This window comes from Bacteroidota bacterium, assembly GCA_016721765.1.
GTDB lineage: Bacteria > Bacteroidota > Bacteroidia > UBA4408 > UBA4408 > UBA4408.
Genome location: JADKHO010000002.1, coordinates 1039964 through 1060214, shown reverse-complemented (window position 1 = coordinate 1060214; position 20251 = coordinate 1039964). Strand labels below are relative to the sequence as shown.

General features: G+C 32.9%; 17 protein-coding genes. 3 read left to right on the top strand and 14 right to left on the bottom strand.

Annotated features, from left to right (window positions below; genetic code table 11):
* Positions 1-19 precede the first annotated feature (19 nt).
* The 3 genes from IPP32_12655 to IPP32_12645 all read right to left on the bottom strand — a co-directional run bounded on the left by IPP32_12655 (position 20) and on the right by IPP32_12645 (position 1246).
* On the bottom strand, positions 20-220 hold the full coding sequence (locus IPP32_12655; protein MBL0048934.1) for a hypothetical protein: 201 nt from the start codon (positions 218-220) through the stop codon (positions 20-22).
* Between the two features lie 25 nt (positions 221-245).
* The gene (locus tag IPP32_12650) at positions 246-893 is read right to left on the bottom strand and encodes a response regulator transcription factor (protein MBL0048933.1); all 648 of its coding nucleotides are present in this window, start codon (positions 891-893) and stop codon (positions 246-248) included.
* 119 nt (positions 894-1012) lie between these two features.
* The gene (locus IPP32_12645; protein MBL0048932.1) at positions 1013-1246 is read right to left on the bottom strand and encodes a hypothetical protein; all 234 of its coding nucleotides are present in this window, start codon (positions 1244-1246) and stop codon (positions 1013-1015) included.
* Between the two features lie 1047 nt (positions 1247-2293).
* Between IPP32_12645 and IPP32_12640 the strand changes: the two genes are divergently transcribed.
* On the top strand, positions 2294-3655 hold the full coding sequence (locus IPP32_12640; GenBank protein ID MBL0048931.1) for an alpha/beta hydrolase: 1362 nt from the start codon (positions 2294-2296) through the stop codon (positions 3653-3655).
* An 887-nt stretch (positions 3656-4542) separates the two neighbouring features.
* On the opposite strand, the gene IPP32_12635 is transcribed toward IPP32_12640, so the two are convergent.
* The 8 genes from IPP32_12635 to IPP32_12600 all read right to left on the bottom strand — a co-directional run bounded on the left by IPP32_12635 (position 4543) and on the right by IPP32_12600 (position 12688).
* The gene (locus IPP32_12635) at positions 4543-5613 is read right to left on the bottom strand and encodes a hypothetical protein (GenBank protein ID MBL0048930.1); all 1071 of its coding nucleotides are present in this window, start codon (positions 5611-5613) and stop codon (positions 4543-4545) included.
* Positions 5610-6920 (bottom strand): hypothetical protein, encoded by a 1311-nt coding sequence (locus IPP32_12630; GenBank protein ID MBL0048929.1) that lies wholly within the window; start codon positions 6918-6920, stop codon positions 5610-5612. The genes IPP32_12635 and IPP32_12630 overlap by 4 nt, the downstream gene beginning before the upstream one ends.
* 125 nt (positions 6921-7045) lie before the next feature.
* Complete coding sequence (locus tag IPP32_12625; GenBank protein ID MBL0048928.1) at positions 7046-7933, bottom strand: hypothetical protein; 888 nt, start codon at positions 7931-7933, stop codon at positions 7046-7048.
* A 3-nt stretch (positions 7934-7936) separates the two neighbouring features.
* Positions 7937-8695 carry a hypothetical protein gene (locus IPP32_12620; GenBank protein MBL0048927.1) on the bottom strand — a complete coding sequence of 253 codons (759 nt, stop codon included), beginning with the start codon at positions 8693-8695 and terminating at the stop codon, positions 7937-7939.
* 18 nt (positions 8696-8713) lie between these two features.
* A complete protein-coding gene (locus tag IPP32_12615) occupies positions 8714-9436 on the bottom strand; it encodes a hypothetical protein (GenBank protein ID MBL0048926.1) in 723 nt (240 codons plus the stop codon).
* Between the two features lie 12 nt (positions 9437-9448).
* Positions 9449-10369, bottom strand: a complete 921-nt coding sequence (locus IPP32_12610; protein MBL0048925.1) for a hypothetical protein — start codon at positions 10367-10369, stop codon at positions 9449-9451.
* Positions 10370-10373: 4 nt separating this feature from the next.
* Entirely contained in the window at positions 10374-11669 is a 1296-nt protein-coding gene (locus tag IPP32_12605) for a hypothetical protein (GenBank protein ID MBL0048924.1), read from the bottom strand.
* A gap of 443 nt (positions 11670-12112) precedes the next feature.
* Positions 12113-12688 (bottom strand): hypothetical protein, encoded by a 576-nt coding sequence (locus IPP32_12600; GenBank protein MBL0048923.1) that lies wholly within the window; start codon positions 12686-12688, stop codon positions 12113-12115.
* 475 nt (positions 12689-13163) lie between these two features.
* Here IPP32_12600 and IPP32_12595 point away from each other — a divergent pair, with 475 nt between their 5' ends.
* Positions 13164-15308, top strand: a complete 2145-nt coding sequence (locus tag IPP32_12595) for a T9SS type A sorting domain-containing protein (GenBank protein ID MBL0048922.1) — start codon at positions 13164-13166, stop codon at positions 15306-15308.
* A 164-nt stretch (positions 15309-15472) separates the two neighbouring features.
* On the opposite strand, the gene IPP32_12590 is transcribed toward IPP32_12595, so the two are convergent.
* Genes IPP32_12590 through IPP32_12580 form a run of 3 tightly spaced genes read right to left on the bottom strand, consistent with a single transcriptional unit; the run spans position 15473 to position 17792 of the window.
* A complete protein-coding gene (locus IPP32_12590; protein ID MBL0048921.1) occupies positions 15473-16234 on the bottom strand; it encodes an ATP-binding protein in 762 nt (253 codons plus the stop codon).
* 16 nt (positions 16235-16250) lie between these two features.
* Positions 16251-17447 carry an IS21 family transposase gene (locus IPP32_12585; protein ID MBL0048920.1) on the bottom strand — a complete coding sequence of 399 codons (1197 nt, stop codon included), beginning with the start codon at positions 17445-17447 and terminating at the stop codon, positions 16251-16253.
* 51 nt (positions 17448-17498) lie between these two features.
* A complete protein-coding gene (locus IPP32_12580) occupies positions 17499-17792 on the bottom strand; it encodes a helix-turn-helix domain-containing protein (protein MBL0048919.1) in 294 nt (97 codons plus the stop codon).
* Positions 17793-18036: 244 nt separating this feature from the next.
* Here IPP32_12580 and IPP32_12575 point away from each other — a divergent pair, with 244 nt between their 5' ends.
* Positions 18037-20127, top strand: coding sequence for a hypothetical protein (locus IPP32_12575; protein MBL0048918.1), 2091 nt, complete (start codon positions 18037-18039; stop codon positions 20125-20127).
* Positions 20128-20251 lie beyond the last annotated feature (124 nt).

The following is a 20251-nucleotide window of genomic DNA, read 5'->3' as shown; positions in this document are numbered from 1 at the left end:
TTTATTTTTGAGTGCAAATTTATAGAGACCAATTGAACTTTTTTACTTTAACCTTTACCATTATTTTGGCTCTAATCCATTCAAGCGTGCGTATTTTTATAGTAAGTATTTCTGCAATTTCAGTATTTGTGTATTCCTGACATATTAGAACTATTATTTTTATTTCTTTTTCGGTTAATGGCTTTAGCCTTTTATTTTCAAGTTGTTTCGAATGCGCCATGAATGTATAATTGTGAGTGAGAATGTTAATCTACAAGTAGGTTTTTTACAGCATAATAAACGATGCCGGCAGTATTTTTGGATTTTGTTTTTTCAATTATGTTTTTTCGATGCCAATCCACAGTTCGTTCAGCAGACTTTAATTTTGATGCAATTTCTTTAGTCGAAAATTCATGACAAATTAATTGTAGTATTTCAAGTTCACGTTTTGTGAATTCAATTTGTTCGATCGTTTTTGGTGTTCGGCTTTCTTTTTCGGCTGCCTTCTCTATCACATTAAGCACTCTAGGAGTAAAATAATAATCTTTTGAGTACACGGTATTTATCCCTTCAATAACAGCCTCCAAAGAATCGTCTTTCATTAAAAATCCATTGGCTCCTTTACCAATCATTGTTTTAATGGTAACATCATCGTCGTGCATCGTAAGCACTAAAATTTTAATGCTTGGGAAGCAGAATTTAATTATGTCAAGCGCTTCATCGCCGGAAATTACCGGCATTCTCAAATCCAATAAAAGCACATCTACTTCAATTAATTTTAATGCTTCTAATAAGGTTTTGCCATTTTCGGCTTCCAGAACAATTGAAAATAAATTTTGATCCTGCAGCAAGGATATCATACCTTTTCGGAATAAGTGATGATCATCGGCAATTGCCAATTTTATTTTATCCATGCAGGGTAGGGTACTATTTTATTCAAATTTATTATTCTAGTAGAAGCAACTATGAATGAAGTAAAGTAAATAAATTCAAAAATAATAGTTAAAAGCAATTCTATACAGTACTTCAAGTACTAACTCAATACACAGAGGTAGTCAACAATTCGCAAATAAAGAAAATAATCGCTGCTGTTCAGTTTTTCAACTTTCCTCAAGTCTGTAATTTTTTTCGCACAAGCCGGACAACAACAGGCACTTAGCCCTAAAATCCAGTCCTTAGTGTCTATTACTTGAGAGATATCCCATGAATGCTTAATAGCGCAACCATTTATTGCACATTCATTTTTGTCTAAATCCTTATGTTCCATTTCATGGCTTTTTTGTAAAAATAATTATTCAGTTTTCTTTTTAGTGGGGGTGTTGAAAACTAATTAAAATTTTTAGGTGGGGCGGGTGAGTTTGAAAGTGATTAGGATTGACTAGAGAATAATCTCATAAAGTGAATTGGTTTAAAGCTATTATTGGATTGGCTGCATCTCTTTAAATGAGCTTTTAATATTTTCCTGAAAGTGATACAACTGAGAAAATTATTTGTACCCCGTAAAAATACGGGGTACAACCTATTAATTGTTGAGTTAAATTTGAAACTTCGATTTTACTTTTAATCCAATTGATTCATAATTGGCCAACTAGTGAAAGGATAAAGGATTGTCAAGATAAATAACAGAAAGCCTAGTATGCTTATAAAACTTATCAATAATCCCAAGTACTATTCTTGATTTCAAAATTGAAGAATGCTGAACTCATCTGACGAGTGTGGATTTTTTTCTAAAGTGTGTTCAAAATTATTTTGAATGGCAGATGGCCTGAATGAAAAGCTGATTTGAGTCGAATCGTAAATTCCCAAATTTATAGAAACCGACAATTGAAAGCATTCAAAGATTAGCTTTCCGATGGAAATAAATGAGTGAAATTAGTTATCATCTAGGTCCGTTTTATTTGGGATTACTTTGAAAGGGTGAAAGATAACTTAATTGTGTTTTGGATTAAGCAAACAGGGAAATTTACTACTGACTGGAAAAGTTGTGTAAGGCAGTTGCTAATCAATTTCAAAACAGCTTTGGACTTATGGTAATAATAAATCAACAAGAAAGCGCAAGCAATTACAGCACATAACCAAAAGGTGGGGTTTTGTGTTCCAATGAAAGTTTTGTGGCAAAAGCCCTGATCTTCAAGTATCATCAAACAATTAGCCGTAATATTAAGACAACTCAACGAAACACAAATACTTTTCAATACAATACGCAATAGATTGGGCTTAGAACAAACTTTTTATGCGGAAATGATTAGAAAAGGAAAACAATAATGGTTCAAGTTAAATATTATATTAGTTTGAAACTCAAATGTAAATAGTTATGGAAGAAATGAACTTTATTGAGTTGGCACCTCCTTATTTTCTTATCATAGGTGTAGTAATTATTGGAATTATCAAGTTTAGGGATTTAGACGAATACCTTGAAACCTTAGCATTGAATTTTGCAATAATTCTTTTGATTTTAGGAGGCATTTTTTTTTGGATTAATTCACACAATGATAAAAAGACATTAAACGAGATGGTTAATCATTGTAAAGATTTCCAGAGTCCAATGACTAAGAGAGATTCCGAAGAGGTATTCGCAAAGGCTATGGCAGATACAAGCTTCCCCTTAGAAATAATTAAATCCAACAAACGAAAACATATTAGTGTAATTAAACCAAATATAATCAAACAACATGATTATTTTATTGTTCCTGTATTTTATGGAACCGATAGGAATCCCACGGGATCCCAAGAACTTGATAATTATTATGGTAGTAAAAGGAATTTAACGAAGGATTTTCAAGTAGGAATTGTAAACGTAACACTACCCATAACACATGAAATGGGAGAACTAGAGAGTCCCTGGTTTGTGGGAATGCAAAACAGATTTTATGATTATACCGATATTAGTAAGTATGTTACATTATTGAACATTGATACTTCAAGTGCCAGAGCCTACAGGAGACTTAAGGCATTGGTTTTTAACTCTGATGAGAATGATGCATTCGTTTTTATTCATGGTTATAATACATCCTTCAAGGAAGCAGCAAGAAGAACTGCACAGATTGCGTATGATGTTGGATTTAATGGTGCACCGATCCTCTACAGTTGGCCTTCAAAAAACAAAACTGTCGACTATTTAGCTGACAGGAATGAAATTGAGTGGACAATACCGCATCTTATCAGGTTCTTAGAGAAAGTAGTTGCGTTATCTAATGCAAAAAAAATCCATTTGATAGCCCATAGTATGGGAACCGATATATTGACAAAGGCTCTTAAGAATTTTGAATTTAATAATAGTGATATCCAGTTTAATGAAATAATTTTAGCTGCACCCGATATTGATGTTGAAAGTTTCAGAAATAACATTGCGCCTAATCTTGTGAGGAAAGCCAAGAGAATTACAATATATGCTTCATCCAACGATAGAGCTCTAGTTGAATCAAAGAAAGTGAATGGCCATAATCCAAGATTAGGAAATACGGAGGGAAATAATTATTTTATTATGAAAGGCTATGAACTCATAGATGCTTCGAACCTCGAGATTTCTGACTTTTTCAATCATAGTTTGTATGCAAAATCAAGGGCTGTATTAACGGATATTACTGAACTTCTTCACTCTGATACTCCTCCTTTGAAAAGAAATTTAATCCCTATTAGTTTTTCTAAAGGAACATATTATCAATTTAAGAAATGAACCTTGCATTCTAGCTTCTTCTTAAATGAAGAGAAGATTTTAAGTTTATTCAAATTTTTTGACCGCAGCAAAAAGTTAATCAGGTCTTGCAATCACATTGGTTTTAGAAAAGTTTTAATTAGGTTTCCTAGGTTTTTTACTTCTCCGAAATTAGTATCGTAATACTATCATAATCACAGCATCAATAGCTCCAAATGCTGCATGTTCTTGCCAGGTATCGCAAAAGAAAATAACTTTAATGGAGGTGAGGAATTAAACGAAATTGAAAGACTTATTAAATATTGGATTTTCTAAATAAGTACTTGCGAACCATTAATCGATAACTAATTATTATCTTCCTTTTATGGTTCATTTTATATGAAAATGCGTTTCTAATTTCCGTTAATCTACAATGCTGGAAAATAAAAACTTACATTTTGAAATCCCGAATGGCATCTATCGTTTTTGAGCTTTGCACAAACGCGTGCAGCAATTATCTAGCACTATACTCGCAAAAAATGGAGTTTCAAAATGTCGTCATATTTCGGAAATTGTCGCACAAAAATTTTGTAAAATAGGGATGAAGAAAAAATTAAATTTCAGAGGAATTCTCGGAAAATCATATTTTATAGAGGTATTTTGGCAATTAATTGCAATTATTAATAATATGAAAATCCCTAATCTAAGATATAAAATCATATGAGAATTAGACAGGAATTTTCTATATGTGTTTCTTCTCGGTAATATTCACTCTTTTAGAGCGATTATATTAAGAGAGGAATATAAATCAGTTTATATTATTTTTATAGGTAATTAATTATAAAAATATGAAAACCAAAGCTACTGCATCACTCAATTTCAAGGCAACAACTAAGTCTTTAAAAATTTGCAGATTCATTGAAGTTTCTTTAATAATGCACCCACCATTTATAAACTAAACCTACATCACAGCCAAAACTGTAAGGTCTTGCACCTATTTCATCTTCTCCGGTATAATCTGCATTAGCCCTGAAATTGCTTCTGAAATATGGAACAGTATTCATATACAAATTTTTCGACCATAACATAAATGATAATCCTAATCCTAATTTATACACATCATTTCTGCTTTTCTCTATTATGCCATAGCTAGCTTCTATTACTGGTTGCGCACAACGACTCATATGAATGCGTTGATAGCGGTAACTTAAAAACATTCCTCTATTGAGCGTACCTCCGTATATTATTTCTCCATCCGTTTTGAAATGGTTGTAAAATTGCGAATATGCCACTGTAAAAGAATTTCCTGTTCCAAAGCCATAGCCAATGCCAGCGTTCCATTCATCACTTGCATGGGTAACTGATTTATCTTTTTGCTGCGCTTTTTCAACAAAATCGTAATACTCTGTAGTTGGTTTTATTGCAACAAGTCTTCTATAGCTTGTATTCGGGCTATAGTTTCCAAAGAAATAAATGGATTTTGCATTTTTGTATTCATACATCATATTTATGTATTGGTTGCGAATATCAAGGTGAGAATATTCTCCATCTCTAAGGTGATGCTCCTTAGCTATTGGGGCAATAATTTTTTCTGGATCAGTCTTTTCAAAATTAAGTGAATCAATATCATATCTGGGGTTAATAAGGGTATAATCACTTTCAAAAACTTTATCTTTCTTTTGAATCTTTGATTTTGCAGTAGTTGGGTTGAGAACTATCGAAATTTTAGGTCTTGAATCTGTTTTATATATTATAGTTTCTTTTACAGGGATTTGATAAATTAAGCCGTCTTTATCTTTTAAATAGTAAAAGCAAGTGAATTCACTTTTAAAACCTGTTTTTACTATATACTTTTCCCAAAAAGTTTTTGAGGTATAAAAAGGGATTGAACTCGAATTTTCAATTGCGACAATTGATGTTAGATTTCTCATTTGCTCATATTGAGCAAAAACCTGTGTGCTACAAAGCACTGATATTAATATAAGTAGTGCCTTTTTCATTTTGCTGTGTATTTAAGTTTATATGAATAACCAAACTGAAACTGAGGATAAAATGTGTTCATATCGCCCACCTGCCATGTAAGTCTGAAACGTGCAAAAACTTTGTTACCGGGATTAGTTTGGTCGGGCAGGTAGCGCGCATTAAATTCAAATGTTTCAGTATATCTAGAATTCGGTTCTCTAAAAAATGCAGTTGTATTGCTTTTACTATAACTTGCCACTGCATTGTAAAGATTATTACTGAGTAAGGTACTGTTGTTAAGCATAAAGTTAACATCAAAACCCAAGCGGTTGTCCGATTTAATATCGGCACTTAACTTAGGATACCAAGTTACAAGTCCTGCTGCCGGCATATTACTGATGTATTCAGCTCGGTATTCACTATTAACTACTTTTCGAGTACTATCCTGCACAGGCACTCGGCTATAGCGCACACCCATATCAAAATAAAAGGATACTTTGCCATTGGGCACTCCCAGAGTAACTATATTAGTTTCCATACCAATGTTAAGTGCTTCATACTTTAAGTAATCAATAGTAGTGGCATATGATGGAGATACCAATTGATTATTCACAAAATTTTTATCGTTTTTTAAAATCAGAAAGCGTTCCTTATCTTCAAGTTTAGTAATGCAAACAGTAGGTATAAGGTAATTTACATATCCTATGTTTACCAATTGAGTTAATTGATATCGATTAGTAAATAAATTGAAGCGTCTGCGGATTTCTGTTTGTACCAAACCATTAGGATTTTTATCACTCAATCCAAAGAAATCTGTATAAATTCGGGTATCAAATAAATTCACCGATTTATCTTTAATGAGCGTTACTATTGGGGTTTTGTTGGGTATTAATTTATTTATAGTAGTATCGGCACAGGAATAATCTCTGCGGTTATTTTCGAGCAGGTTTTCGTAAGTCATAAGTACTTCGCTTAGGTAAATAAATTTGTACTCATCAACGCTATGCTCGTCATTCCTAATAAAAAGTACGGTTTTATCAAACGAATCGTAATTAAAGTTGGAGGAAAAACCAATTGGGTAAGAATTTTCAAAAAGCATAAGCGGGTCGGTATTGTTTTCAATTGTAACTTGTATGCTTTCAATAAATCCGTTCTCAAACTGCACTTTTATGTTTTGCACTTTGCTGAGCCCATCATATTCTTTTAATCCTTCATGTTCGGCAATTTTTGTTTCCTTTGCCTTAAGGTCTTGAAGTTTTTCTTTTAATGTCTTTAAAATTTTAAAATCTTCTTTTAAGGTTCCAATAAGGTAATTTTCAAATGTTTCATCTTTTGCTAATTTCAAATCTCCATTGGCTACTTTTTCAAGATGTTCTTTTGCTTCTTTTCGTTTTGCTATAGTTGAAGAATTAATATAAATTTTATCATCTTTTGATTGTTCATCAGCAGTTTTGGCTGTTTGAGCATTAATTAGTTTAGCAATATTTTAATAGAATCCTTTATAAAATTAAGCTCTGTTGCCAAATTGTTTATTTCAAAGGATTCCCCATTATTTTTTTTATTGATCAAATCTATAACCTGAGGAACGAGGATAGTTTTCTTAAATAGACTATCTTTAGAAAGTTCTAGTGATTTAGCTGATTTGGATGCACCAGCCAAAGCAATTACTTTATTTCTTTTTGTAAGAATTTCTTGATCTAATTTATTTAAAATCTCTCCTCTTGTTTCAGCATCAATAGGTACAAGTAATTCATTTTTAATTGCCTCTTTCACTTTTACTTTTTCGGCAGTATAATTGTCGAGTTCGTTATAATATTTTGTATTTGTTTGGTTCACAGGTGTTTTATGCTGATTAATATCATCGTATAATTTCACGAAACTATTCAGGTGCAAGTAGCCACTTATGTTGTTATCTTCAAAACCATTAGTGCTTCTTATCATCCACACATATACTTCCATCATACTTTCGCGCGTAATAAGTTGAATACTGTCTTTATCATTAGGGTCCAAAGCACTCTTTATTAACTTACTTGCATCATCAATAAAAAAATTCACATCGAGAGGGTCGGCAAAACTTTTAATGTTTTTATTTTCCTCCTTCTTATCTGCCTCTCCATCTTGTGGCACTTCTAAAATGTATGGTTCTTTTTCACCTTTTGTATAACTCGCTTTAAGACTTACTTTGCGAGCAACTGTGAAGTTTCTTTTATCTTTCCCGGTATGCATTACCAAATTAAAATCTTTGGTATCACTGTAAGTTACTTTGCTACTGCCATCAGCTTCCACTTTGCTTAATAGAGTAAGCATAGTTATGCAAAGAGCAATGGCTTTTATTTGTTTGAGTATAGTATTTTTCATAGCTTATTTATTAAGTGTTATAAATAATGTGTCACCCGCGCCACTACTATTAGTTGATTTAAGATTAAACTTTAAATAACTATTTGTAGCTTCAAAAAAATTCTGCTGAGAGTTCACTAATAACTCCATAACATAGTTATCATTGCTTCCATTCTTGATTCGTTTGCAATCAGAGCAAAAAGAAGGAGTATTCTCTACTAGTTTTCCTGTTATTAATTGTGTTTTGTTTTTGCTATCATTTAACCAAATACTGAAAATTCCATCGGCAGCCATAATTGCTTTACAGCTTCCCTTAGCCGTATCTTTATATTGAAAACTTTTATAATCTCCGCTTGCATAGTAGTGACCAAATTGAAAAGGAGTGCAACTTTTCAGGCTTGGATTAACCTTGGTAATAACAAACCCTATGTTATTATTTTCAAATAGGTTGGAAATATCATTTTCTGTTGAAGTGTCCAATTGTTGGCTCATCATCTTTACACTATCGGGATCGTAACTTTTACCTGTTTGAAACCATAAATAGGCTTCTATTTTATTTTTATTAATCGCTAGTGAATCATTTATTATTTCAACTTTTATGTTAGAAGTATCAATATTACTTGATTTACCAACCTGTACTAAGCATCTCAAATAATTATCACCACAAAGCATTGCATATAGTTTATACTCAATAGGGTTTGGCTTTATAGGTTTTAATTCATTGCTATTCTTATTGCACCCCAGCAAAAAGAGGAGGCAAAAAAATGGGAGTAGTTTTTTCATAATTACAGTTTTTTTTGATTAGTTATCGGAAGTTATGTGGTTATCTTTTTTTATCCATTTAGTTAATTCAATAGAGGTATTATTGCAAGGGGAATTGCTTATTTTAAGAAATTGCATTTTGAAATTATCGCCCAAAATATTTTTAAATCTATTCTCAACTCGTTCTACATCACCCTGTATATAATCTTTATTGCTGTTATATTTAAATGAGTTTATTAATAATACATTGTCCGTTATAAATTTCCCAATTAGGCAAAACCGTTTATCGCCTGCAAGGGCTATCTCAATTCTTTTGATAGTTGTATCTGTATCATATTTTAAAGATCCCCCATAAATGTGAAAAGCATAATTCTTAGAATCACCACTTAATCGATAATCCTTTTGACTATTGATATTGTAAATAAAGCCACAGATATTATCAATATACACGCTACTGGCAATAGGGTTTAAAAAATAAGGAGAGATTAAAAATACCTGATAAATAGGCCTATTGTTTTCGGCATTGGTTGCAACTTGATTATCAATTATGAGGTAGTATTCATCAAACATTTCATTGTTAAAATTATTGATTGTAGTAGAATCAATATACCGGAACGAAAAATCATTATCTGGAGTATTCAATGACTTTGTGTTTAAAGCAAAATGATAAATACCAGCAATATTGGGTGACTGGGCACTAAGAGTATTTATATTAACCTTCATTAGTAAGCAAAGCACACAGAAGTAAAATAGCTTTTTCATTTTAGCTGCGTTTTATTTGTCATTAATTTTATTGGCTGTATTCAAATAGGAATAACTTCCACTATAAGTAAAACTAGGTGCTACAACTTGCGGATGTGTTACCATTCCGCGTGTAGTGTGAATCCAGTTTTGTATATCCCAATTTGGATTGTCAAAATATCCGAATCCCAGTTCTACTCCATTTTTCCATTGAAAATTAAACGACCAACCGCTTCGGTTGTATCCAAACTGATTTATATCTCGATATAAATCTTTATTCAAACCAAAGGAGTTGGAAAGCTCAAATGCAAGCGGACTATAGCCTGTGAACTTATCGTAAGCAAATTGCATTCTGAAATCTTGGGCATAAATATCAAGTATGCCCCCACCTGTCCACCATCTATCCAACCCATCACCTGTTCTGAACCAGTGATAGGGAGTGCCGTCATTGTAATAAGCAATTTGAAACTTGTCGGCTTTAAAACCCACTTGGCCTACCCATTGATTTTTTCTATGATTATTAGCAATAAATGAACTGGAGTAATTTATGGCTGTATTATATTTATTGGTAATACTCGGGATTTGAAATTGTCCTACAATATAAAGTGGGGCATTTGCAATATCTTGTGGAGGGCGGGTGCTAAAAGGAAAACTGATAGTCATTCCATTTAGCCAATCGAGTTCGTATTTATAACGTTCTTTAGCAAATACAGAACTTCCAACACCACCTTGATATAAAGAAATGGAGTTTTGGTAAGTAATGGCAACTTTGTAACTGCCAAAAAAACCAACCTCTCTTTGCAATGCTCCTCCAACTGAAATTCTAATTGACTTTAAAGGTGCATGTGCCATTATAAATGTAACTTTTGATGTAAAACCAAAACTCGTTATTGCTTTTACAGTTACAGATAGTATAACAAGAAGCAAAATTGCTATAAGTTTGATTGCTTTCATTTTTTTATTTTAATAAAAGTTTAAGAGACGCTTTTAGTTTAGGATTATGGAGGTAATAAATAAAATAATGGTCAGGATTGTTGGTTAGGTCTAAAAGGTACAGTTGTTTTGACTTATTGATTTTTTGAAATATTAATGGAGTGTTTACTGTTGCTTCCCCTAAATAATCGCAACCAAGCGTGGTTGAACCAAATTTTGGGACCAGCTTATTGCGCAAGAATTTTTCTTTCAATAACATTAGGTCAATACTATTATAAGCTATGCAATAAGTATTATTATTGTTCTTATTCATATCAATAAAAGTGTTCCACCCTGGCATAGCGGCTGCAATAAATATATTAGTTAACCCGGCAATAGGAGTGTTATTGGAAGGCAATAAATCGCTATCACAAGCTAGATTGCGTTTATATAACTTGTCAATAAAGTCTATATCCAATGCATCAAAGTTGGGTTCATTTATTTTTTTATATCTTTCAAAAATTATTGCCTTATCGGCTTTTTCTCTTCTTCTTAAACTTAGTTTCGAAACCTGATTTATGGACAATTCAGCAGCTACATTGCATCCTAAGCTATGAGCTATTGTGTACATTTTATAAGTGTGAGGACTTGGAAGTGAACTTTCAAGTTTATTAATAATTTTCCTAAGCGTCAATCCTACTTTATAAGTTGTATAAGCCTTGTTACTAAATTCAAAACCCATTCTTTTGGGGTTTTCATTTGGCTTATTTATTTTTTTCATTCCACCGGCATCCCAAACAACTCTTACAATTAAGTAATTACTTGTGGCATCAACAGAGTTAATTGTTTTGGCAACTTCATCACCAAAATACCAATCTAATTCACCCGGAACATTAAAACCATGAATCTGAAAAACGATTTTAGTATTACTTTTTACCTTACTCGCAATATAGGCTACAACTTTAATTAGTATTGCTGTATCGGGATTATTAGTAATTCCTTTTTCACGAAAATCTTTTTTATCCTTTCTTGATTGTAAAAACCATTTCTCATTGGGATACAAAACACCATTGCGATTAAAAAACAAACTAACAAATTCTACATTAGTAACATTAGGTAGTGGTCGGTTAAGTAAAAAGCTATCCGATAAATAATTTATCGGACTATTAGGAACATAAAATGAGGGGGCATAAAGAAATGAATAATCATTATGCTTGCGGTTAAACTTTTTGCTCACATTCCCGTGCTCATTTTTAAAGTAGTATTCGTACTTAATAGATGGCTGGCAAAATGCAATTGAGGTAAAAAAAATAATAAATAAAATTGAGGCTGTTTTTTTCAATATTTAATTTTTTAGTAAATAATTAATTGAAGCAAATGCGATAATAGAAATACTAGTTGCCTTTAAGACAATAAAATTTAATATCGAACAAAAAAATATATGAAAGTAAGCGTGTATCATGTCTGGTTGTTTGTGGGAACATTTCCAGCCTTACATTGCTTCAAGTAGATTAAAATTTGAAGCATCAATCTCTGCGCAATCGTAAAAATTAAATTTCATTAAACCAAATTAAATATTATTAATCGGCTTTAAGTTGCTGATAGTCGGCAAAATAAAAATGATTAACGAGTTTAATTAAAACATGCCAAATTCAGTTTTTACTAAGAAAATCTTTTTATAATAAAATAATAAGCAATTTATTAATAAGATACTTTTTAAAGAATTGCCAATGAATTCAATGTTAGAAAATCCAAAGAAGAAAATCATAACAACTTCTTAAAAAGCTACAAAAGCACAAAGCGCTCTTTGATCAGGGTATCCGTTTTTTTGCTTTTTAGGGTTTGGCCGTCATAGTAAATTTGGGATAGGATGGTATATTTTAAATCACTCCGAATTTCTATCGTATGAAGCTCAAAGTTTAGTTTTTCGAAGGTAAATTTCTCCACATCTAATTTGTAGGATGCAATGGTGCCGATTTCTTTTTCTATAATGCTTAAGGTTTGATTTTGTCTCCCTTCGATTAAGCAATGACTTGTATTGTAAATGGGAAATAGCACATTTTCATGCTTCAAATCTTGCATAAAAATCTTTCTTTTTTGGCGGCTGTTCACTTTTTCTTCTATGCTGCTTTGGTAACTATCTAGTAATCCATGAATCTTTGTTTGATTTCCCAGGTCCGGCCAGGATTTATGCTGCTTTGAATTTAGCTCATTAAAAAATGCCTCATCAAAAAGTGCTTCCTGAAGTGGTGATTTTAAAGCATCAGCAGCTAATTTGAATTGCGACAGAACATCCTCATCAAATTTTCCTTGCACAAGGTGGCAGCCAATACCGAAGAGTTTAATATTTACTGTATCCATTGTTGTTGGTGTGCTTTTATTTCAATTGGAAAGGAGTATAAAGGTAGAGAATGTTAGGGCAGAAGTTCGCTTTTTAATTACCGATAACGGTTTGCCTTCAAAGAACTAAAATTATGTTTAAGTAAAATTTTGTCAATACAAAGGAATCTTAAAAGTATGTTTTTACTAACGGGTATAATTTTATTTAAAAATTTTAATAAGGAGGAAAATTATTATTGCAGCACCTAATATAGTTAATTGGAATACAACCGGCATTGAAATGAAAGAATGAAATTAATTGCAAATACAAAAAGTAAAATTACATTTGTCTAAGATTATAACATTTTTATGTGTAATTCATATTATTTGGTCGTATAAACGTGCCTTGAATGGAATAGAAAACTCATAAAGGACATGATAAATTATAGAGCATTGTAGTATACATTAAATACCATTAAAACTAAGATTATTAAAATCGATTTAATCCCCAACCAACATGAAAAAATTTTACGCCCTTTTTAGTTCTTTACTATTTTTCATAACCATGGCTTTTGCTCAAATTCCTAGTTATGTTCCTTCAAATGGACTCGTGGGTTGGTGGCCCTTTAATGGAAATGCTAATGATGAGAGTGGAAATGGGAATAATGGAACTTCAAATGGAGCTAGCCTCACAGTAGATAGGTTTGGAATTTCTAACAGTGCTTATAGCTTTAATGGAACAAGCGATTATATAAGCCTTATAAATGCACCCATTACAGGTACTGGTGATTGGACAATTACATTTTGGTATAAGTCAACAACACAAGCAGTGCAACATATTTTGGCTTTTGGCGATGAAAACAATTTTCGAGATTGTATTCAAATTTTTATTGGTTCGGATAATAAACTGCACTTTGACTTAGAAGCGGTTTCAGGACCTAAAACTATTAATACAGTAACAGATGGAAGTTGGCATTTTGGAACTGTAATTGTTAAAGCCGGAAATGGTTATATCTACGATAATAGTAATGTAAGTGATTCAATAAACGGAATGAATCCCAATATCACAAATGCTGTTTCAAAATTTATCGGTAAAGGAAGGCTGGCTATTGGTAACGCTGCTTCCTTTAACGGAAAAATTGATGATATCGGAATTTGGAACCGAGTTTTGACTCAACAGGAAATTAACAGTGTTACTAATAGTTCAACTCAGAATTGTTATGCTATTTATGATGGCTTTGATAATAACATTGGAGGGTGGGCTTATAAAGAATATGTAATTCCTAATGGTTACAAGATAGATTCAGTTTATATGGGAGCAACAAGGGCTGGATATCCAGTTTCTTCGATGGATTACATTTTTCGATACAACCCTGGTACAAATGTTATTAATCTGAGTACATCCATTGAACCATTTTCTTATCCATTAATTAATACATCAATGTACGATACCTGGTTCAACCTTACATCATTTAATTATACTTCAAAAGGTGTTGTGAGGGTTTTTTTACCCGTAAATTCAGGAGCAACATGGAATAATTTATGTTTTGCAATATCTCCATTTTTATTTGATACCTGCCATGTTACGGAATATGACACAATTACAACAAATATTACTGTATACGACACAATAACAACAAATATTGCGGTATACGATACAATAAAAGTATATGAGCCTGTTTCAGTTCCTACTTATGGATTAGTCGGTTGGTGGCCTTTCAGCGGAAATGCAAATGATTTAAGTGGAAATGGAAATAACGGAATTGTAAGAGGAGCTTCACTTAGCACAGACAGGTTTGGCCAACCAAATTCTGCATACCAGTTTTCAGGAAAGGATAGCAACCTGGTAAGCTATATTATTGCGAATCATAATAACCTTCCTTCCGGCAATAGCCCAAGGACTGTATCTCTATGGTTAACGCATAACACTTACCCTGTGTCAGGAGGTTCAGGTAATGATGGTCACCCGATATTGGGATATGGTTCTCCTCTGACAAATTCAGCTATTGAAATATTATATGGTCATACTAACTCTAATTCTGATTTTATTAGATTTTCTGGGTTTAACAGTGATTTTGACGTGCCTGTTACTTATAACCTGCAAGATTGGTATAATATTGTAGCTGTTTATGACGGAACCAATGCGTCAATATTTATTAATAATGTACTGATTGGAACAAGTGCTTTTCCAGGATGGAACACCTTGCTTGACTCCATTGTGTTTGGTTCACAAACACCCCGCTCACGTTTTCACAACGGAAAAATTGATGACATTCTTATTTACAATCGTGCATTCAATCCTGCTGGAGTGGATTCACTTTTCCATGCTAATATTTGCCGTCAAACGATTACTGTTACTGATACATTATTAATAAATTTCCCATTAACCGCTTTCAACCCGGTTGCATTTCAACATACAATAAAAGTTTATCCTAACCCTTCAAAAGACCGTATAACTATTGATTGCGGAAACTTCTTCTCTTTAGCCGGATATACAATTAAAATTACAAATTCACTTGGGCAAACAATGTTTACGAACCCAATAAACCAGGCGCAATTTGATATTGATCTGACAGGCTGGACCGGACTTGGAATTTACTTTGTGCATATAATTGATCCGCAGCTTAACACTGTTGAGATTAGGAAGATTGTTCTGAATTAATTTGATAGCTAATTTTAATAGGCCGCAAACATTTTATATATAGTGTTTGCGGCCTATTGGATATTTCACTCAAACTGACCCCAGCATTTCACTTTAAACTGACCCCTCTATTTGGGTTGCCATTTTTAGTTTAATTGTAATCTGTTTTTCATTCATCGGCTAAGTTAGTTTTTTAAGTTTTCCCAATCAATTTCTACATCACCTTTTGTATGTCTTTTCTTTCTTAAAGACTCACCTTTCATCTCAATACGATGTGCATCATGAACGATTCTATCTAAGATTGCATCAGCGATTGTTTGTTCACCAATAACCTCGTGCCATTTGCTTACCGGTACCTGTGAGGTAATAATAGTGGATGCTTTTCCATGACGATCTTCGATAATTTCCATTAATGCTGAACGGCTTTGTGCATCCAAAGGTTGTATTCCAAAATCATCAATCAAAAGTATGTGTTGTCTTTCTATCTTGGCTAATTCCTTCAGATAGGTGCCATCAGCTTTAGCGATTTTCATACGACCAAAAAGTTTTGTGCTGTGCTGGTAAAGCACGCGATAACCCAGTGCGCAAGCCCGGTGGCCAAGTGCGGAGGCAATAAAACTTTTACCTATTCCCGTGCTTCCGGTGATGATGATATTTTCTTTTCGCTTTATAAATTCGCAATCTGCTAAACGCTGAACTTGATTTTTATCCACTCGATTGTCATCGTAATTAATTTGTTCAATACTTGCCTTGTAGCGGAACTTAGCCGCGTGAACAGAGCGGTCTAGCTTTCGATTGTAGCGTTCATCCCACTCTGAGTCTACCAAGTGAGCAATCATTTCATCGGGAGTAAACTTTTCATTCTTGCCCGATTCAAGCGTTAGGTGGAAGGCTTTTGCCATTCCAAGAAGCTTCATTTGCTTCATTTTTGTTAAGATTTCTGTCATTTTATGTTTGTTTTAGTTATTGATAATAGGCTCCACCACGGATGTTGTCGTGCGTTGGCATGTTCGAGGGATCTGATTCTTCTTCGTATCTGTCCAGATTTTTTTTCAAGATGTCTTCAATGATTTTGTAGTTGTAATAACCAATCTCATGTGCTCGCTTGCAAGCATTAATCAACCTTCTGTTGCCTACACGTTTGGCCATGGATAATATACCCATACAAGCTTTGTAGGATTGTTCAGGATGTTGTTTTTTTTCAAGCACCTGAGTAATGTAATGTTCCACAATGGGATCAATGGATTTAGCTTTCCCAATAAAAAATGCGGGACTCCATTCTGTAACATAGCGATGCTGCGAAGGCATGTGTGCAGGATTGGTGTCATAGTTATGCGGACTTCTGGTGCGCTTATGTGAAGCTACAAGCTCATACTTTAAGTAAATTTTTACCTCGGTTCGAGAGTAGTGTAAACTCAGTTTTTTACCAATCAACTCATAAGGTACACTGTAATAATGCTGGTCTTCGTTAAGATAAATATGACCGTTCTTCAACACTGTTACTTGTTTTATTTTTCTCATTTCATAGTAGGTATCCGGCAAGGCTTGAAGCGAGGATAATTCTTGCATCCATTGGTCTGTTCTGGAGCATGATTTTCCTGTTAAAGGCGCATCATTAAGCAAAGTAAGTTGTATCCATATTTGCTCATTGAGTTCCTTTAAAGGAACAATTTGATTTTCCGGAAGATGTGTGTAAATCTTCTGATAGGTCAGTTTTACCATGTTCTCAACATGTGCTTTATCTTGCGGTTTACGTGAACGTGCCGGAAGAACACTTGCTCCATAATGCTCTGCAAAGGCGTTAAAGTTTTCGTTTACCTGCGGCTCGTATCTGCTCGCTTTTATTACGGCCGACTTTAAATTATCCGGTACAATTGCTAGTGGAACTCCTTTAAAATAGCGGATTGCATTTTCACAAGCGGCTATAAAATCTTCCACCGTTTGGCTGGGCATGGCTTCTACATAAGCATATTGGCTCCACCCTAAAATTGCTATAAACACTTGAGCGTTCTTTAATTCTCCTGTATCTATATCAACGTAAGGTAGCGTCGTTCCAGCATAATCTACATACATTTTATCGCCAACTTTATGCTCAATGTGCATCGTGGGATTTACTTTTTTTACGCCACAGGTTATAATAAAAGTAAAAGGATGTTTCACCAAAAGCATCTGTGTGTTTCGCCTTGTATTGCTGATATTGCTGCGATACAGTCATTCCTGGTCGACGCATTGGTCCTGCCATGGTAGGAAAAATTCATACAGGTGGCGCATACGATCGCTCGCTGGTGCGCTTTGAGGTGGATGAAAAAGTTTGTTCAGTTCAAAATCACTTAACTTAAACAACTCTTCTTTGGTTGTCTTTAATGCATGAAACTGACGGATATAAAGCTTCACAGTGTTCTTGGACATGCCAAGTCGCTCTCCGATTTTTTTCTTTCCCATTTGCTGAGAATAGAGCTTGATGATTTGACGTACATTACTCATAGTTATTGTTTTATTCGCCATGATTTATTAGGTTTACTGAACCGTAAAATTTACGATTCAGAACCAAAAAAATCTGCTTGATAAAACAGTACAATCAAACTCAAAATGGTGGGGTCAATTTCGACCGAAATAGTGGGGTCAGTTTGCTCCGGTCTTATGGGGTCAATTTAAACCGGTCAACTGGGGTCTGTTTAAGCGGAATTTCCATGCTATTTCAAAATATCCTAAATTTGGTTTAATAAAAAAAACGCAACAATTCATTTTTATGACCGATTTGGTTTTTTTAAATGCACTTAGATCAAAACTAAAGGGCGGAAACATTCGGTCAATTCATTTAAATGCACTTCCCGGAAGATTTGCTACAAGACTCGATTTATCAAACTTAAATTACATCAAACCTGATTTTGCTGAAAATTTTTTAGAACAACTATTTATTATTTCTAGTTTTGAGTTTAAAATTTCCTTTGATAGTATAGACCTTAATAATATTCAGATTGAGGAACAAAAAAAACTTGGTTTACTTTCTAAACGATTAAATTCTCTCCATATTGAAAATGAAGATAATTATAAAGAGCATGGAATAAAAACATTCGGATTTGGATTTCCTATTTTAATTAAACCTTCCAAACAAGACCCGACAAAAATTATTAAGGCTCCTATATTTATTTGGCAATTAGAAATTGTAAAAGCTTCTAATAAGGTTAACACATGGTCAATTTTACGAAATAAATTCAGAAATGAAGCCGGAAGAATGGTAGATGAGGAAATTCATTCTGTTGGATTAAATGAAGTTTTGCTATCTTTTATTAAAACGGATGAAAATATTTTTATTCCTCAAATTAATGAAGAGCTTTTAGAAGATGCAATTATAGATAGAGATGAATTGATTGCAGAATGTATTAAAGTATTAAAGGCCTTAAACTCTAATGTTTCCAACAATTTAGCTGAAGATTTAACTTCTAAAATTGGCATGCCTTTAATTAATATTCCTGAATCAAGTGCTTTAGAAGCAATCTCAAGTAATCAGGCTTGGATATACTTTGGAGGAGTTTTCGGCTTATTTCGTACTCAAAAGGAGAGTATTATTAATGATATTGATGTACTCATTGATAGATATGATGAATTTAAATTCGAGAATTTAGTAGTAGAAAAATTTACCGGTACTTCATTAAGTGCTATTGAAACCGACCCAAGCCAACAAGAAATTTTGTCAACTCTTGGTATTGAGCCAAAAAAAATAATTCAAGGACCACCTGGAACTGGAAAAAGTCAATCATTAACTGCACTAATTACTAATGCTCTAGCAAATAAATTAAAATGCTTAGTTGTATGTGAAAAGAAAACAGCCCTCGAGGTAATAAAAAGAAATTTGCACAAAGAGGACAATAAACTGGGAGAATTGGCCGCTTTGATAGAAGATATTAATAAAGATAGGGACGGGATTGTAAATTCAGTAAGAGATAGACTTAATTATTTATCATATTCAACTAGATTTAACCCTATTTCTTATACTTCAGTTCGTGACATTGCGGAAACAAAAGTTGCTGAATGGAACAATAATCATAAACAGCTAGAAAAAAATCTTTATCGTGGAAAATATTGGACAGAACTAGTTGGAGATTTTTTATCTAAACAGAAACGGGCTGATTATTCTTTATTGAAAATGAAATTGGACCACAAACAGTTCAAATTTGATGAAGATGAAAATGAACTCACTGATATTGTTGAGATTCTAACATCTGCTAATGAACTTTACAATAGTATTGGCAAATTAAATCATCCACTTGAGATTTTAAATGATGAGTTATTCAATTCAGCAAACATCATTGCGATTCAACAAAATCTTTTAGAAGTAGCTAAAAATGTATTATCAAGGATAACTTTAGCTAAAATAGAGCTTTCAGAACAGTTGCAAGTTTATGCGAGTTGGGTGGATAGCCACTTTTTTGAATACTATAACGAGTTAAAAAAAGAGAGTAATAAATACCTAAGTTTTATTGATGCAAATTATAAAGAATTTGGCGAGGCATTCTATAAAAATGATCCATTAACTAATTTTAAAATTAGTGTCTTAAGCAAGATATCTAATTCGTATAAGAGCCTTCAACAAAACAAATCCGAAATTACAACTAGAATTAACGAAATTATAGGATTGCATAATTCATTAAACTATTTTGAACATACTTTTATTGATACTGGTGAAATAAAAAACAATAGATTATATATTGAAAATATTAATAAGCTATTAGTTAGTGCCGATAATTGGTTTAACGAAAATGAAAAGACTAGATCGAAATATAAAGATGAATTTTCATCAAGTTATTTCCATCCACTTTTCCAGATTTTTCTCAAATAGCTAGGATTGAAGAAAAATTCAATGAAATAATAAGTCTAATACCTGATAAACTTCTTACACGGGTAAGCCCAGAATTAAGAAATCATAGCACAAAAATTAGTGAAGCTGAATTGCTATTTTCAGA

Coding starts and splice junctions, on each gene's coding strand:
- IPP32_12655 (MBL0048934.1), bottom strand. CDS start 220: ATGGCGCATTCGAAACAACTTGAAAATAAAAGGCTAAAGCCATTAACC.
- IPP32_12650 (MBL0048933.1), bottom strand. CDS start 893: ATGGATAAAATAAAATTGGCAATTGCCGATGATCATCACTTATTCCGA.
- IPP32_12645 (MBL0048932.1), bottom strand. CDS start 1,246: ATGGAACATAAGGATTTAGACAAAAATGAATGTGCAATAAATGGTTGC.
- IPP32_12640 (MBL0048931.1), top strand. CDS start 2,294: ATGGAAGAAATGAACTTTATTGAGTTGGCACCTCCTTATTTTCTTATC.
- IPP32_12635 (MBL0048930.1), bottom strand. CDS start 5,613: ATGAAAAAGGCACTACTTATATTAATATCAGTGCTTTGTAGCACACAG.
- IPP32_12625 (MBL0048928.1), bottom strand. CDS start 7,933: ATGAAAAATACTATACTCAAACAAATAAAAGCCATTGCTCTTTGCATA.
- IPP32_12620 (MBL0048927.1), bottom strand. CDS start 8,695: ATGAAAAAACTACTCCCATTTTTTTGCCTCCTCTTTTTGCTGGGGTGC.
- IPP32_12615 (MBL0048926.1), bottom strand. CDS start 9,436: ATGAAAAAGCTATTTTACTTCTGTGTGCTTTGCTTACTAATGAAGGTT.
- IPP32_12610 (MBL0048925.1), bottom strand. CDS start 10,369: ATGAAAGCAATCAAACTTATAGCAATTTTGCTTCTTGTTATACTATCT.
- IPP32_12600 (MBL0048923.1), bottom strand. CDS start 12,688: ATGGATACAGTAAATATTAAACTCTTCGGTATTGGCTGCCACCTTGTG.
- IPP32_12595 (MBL0048922.1), top strand. CDS start 13,164: ATGAAAAAATTTTACGCCCTTTTTAGTTCTTTACTATTTTTCATAACC.
- IPP32_12590 (MBL0048921.1), bottom strand. CDS start 16,234: ATGACAGAAATCTTAACAAAAATGAAGCAAATGAAGCTTCTTGGAATG.
- IPP32_12580 (MBL0048919.1), bottom strand. CDS start 17,792: ATGGCGAATAAAACAATAACTATGAGTAATGTACGTCAAATCATCAAG.
- IPP32_12575 (MBL0048918.1), top strand. CDS start 18,037: ATGACCGATTTGGTTTTTTTAAATGCACTTAGATCAAAACTAAAGGGC.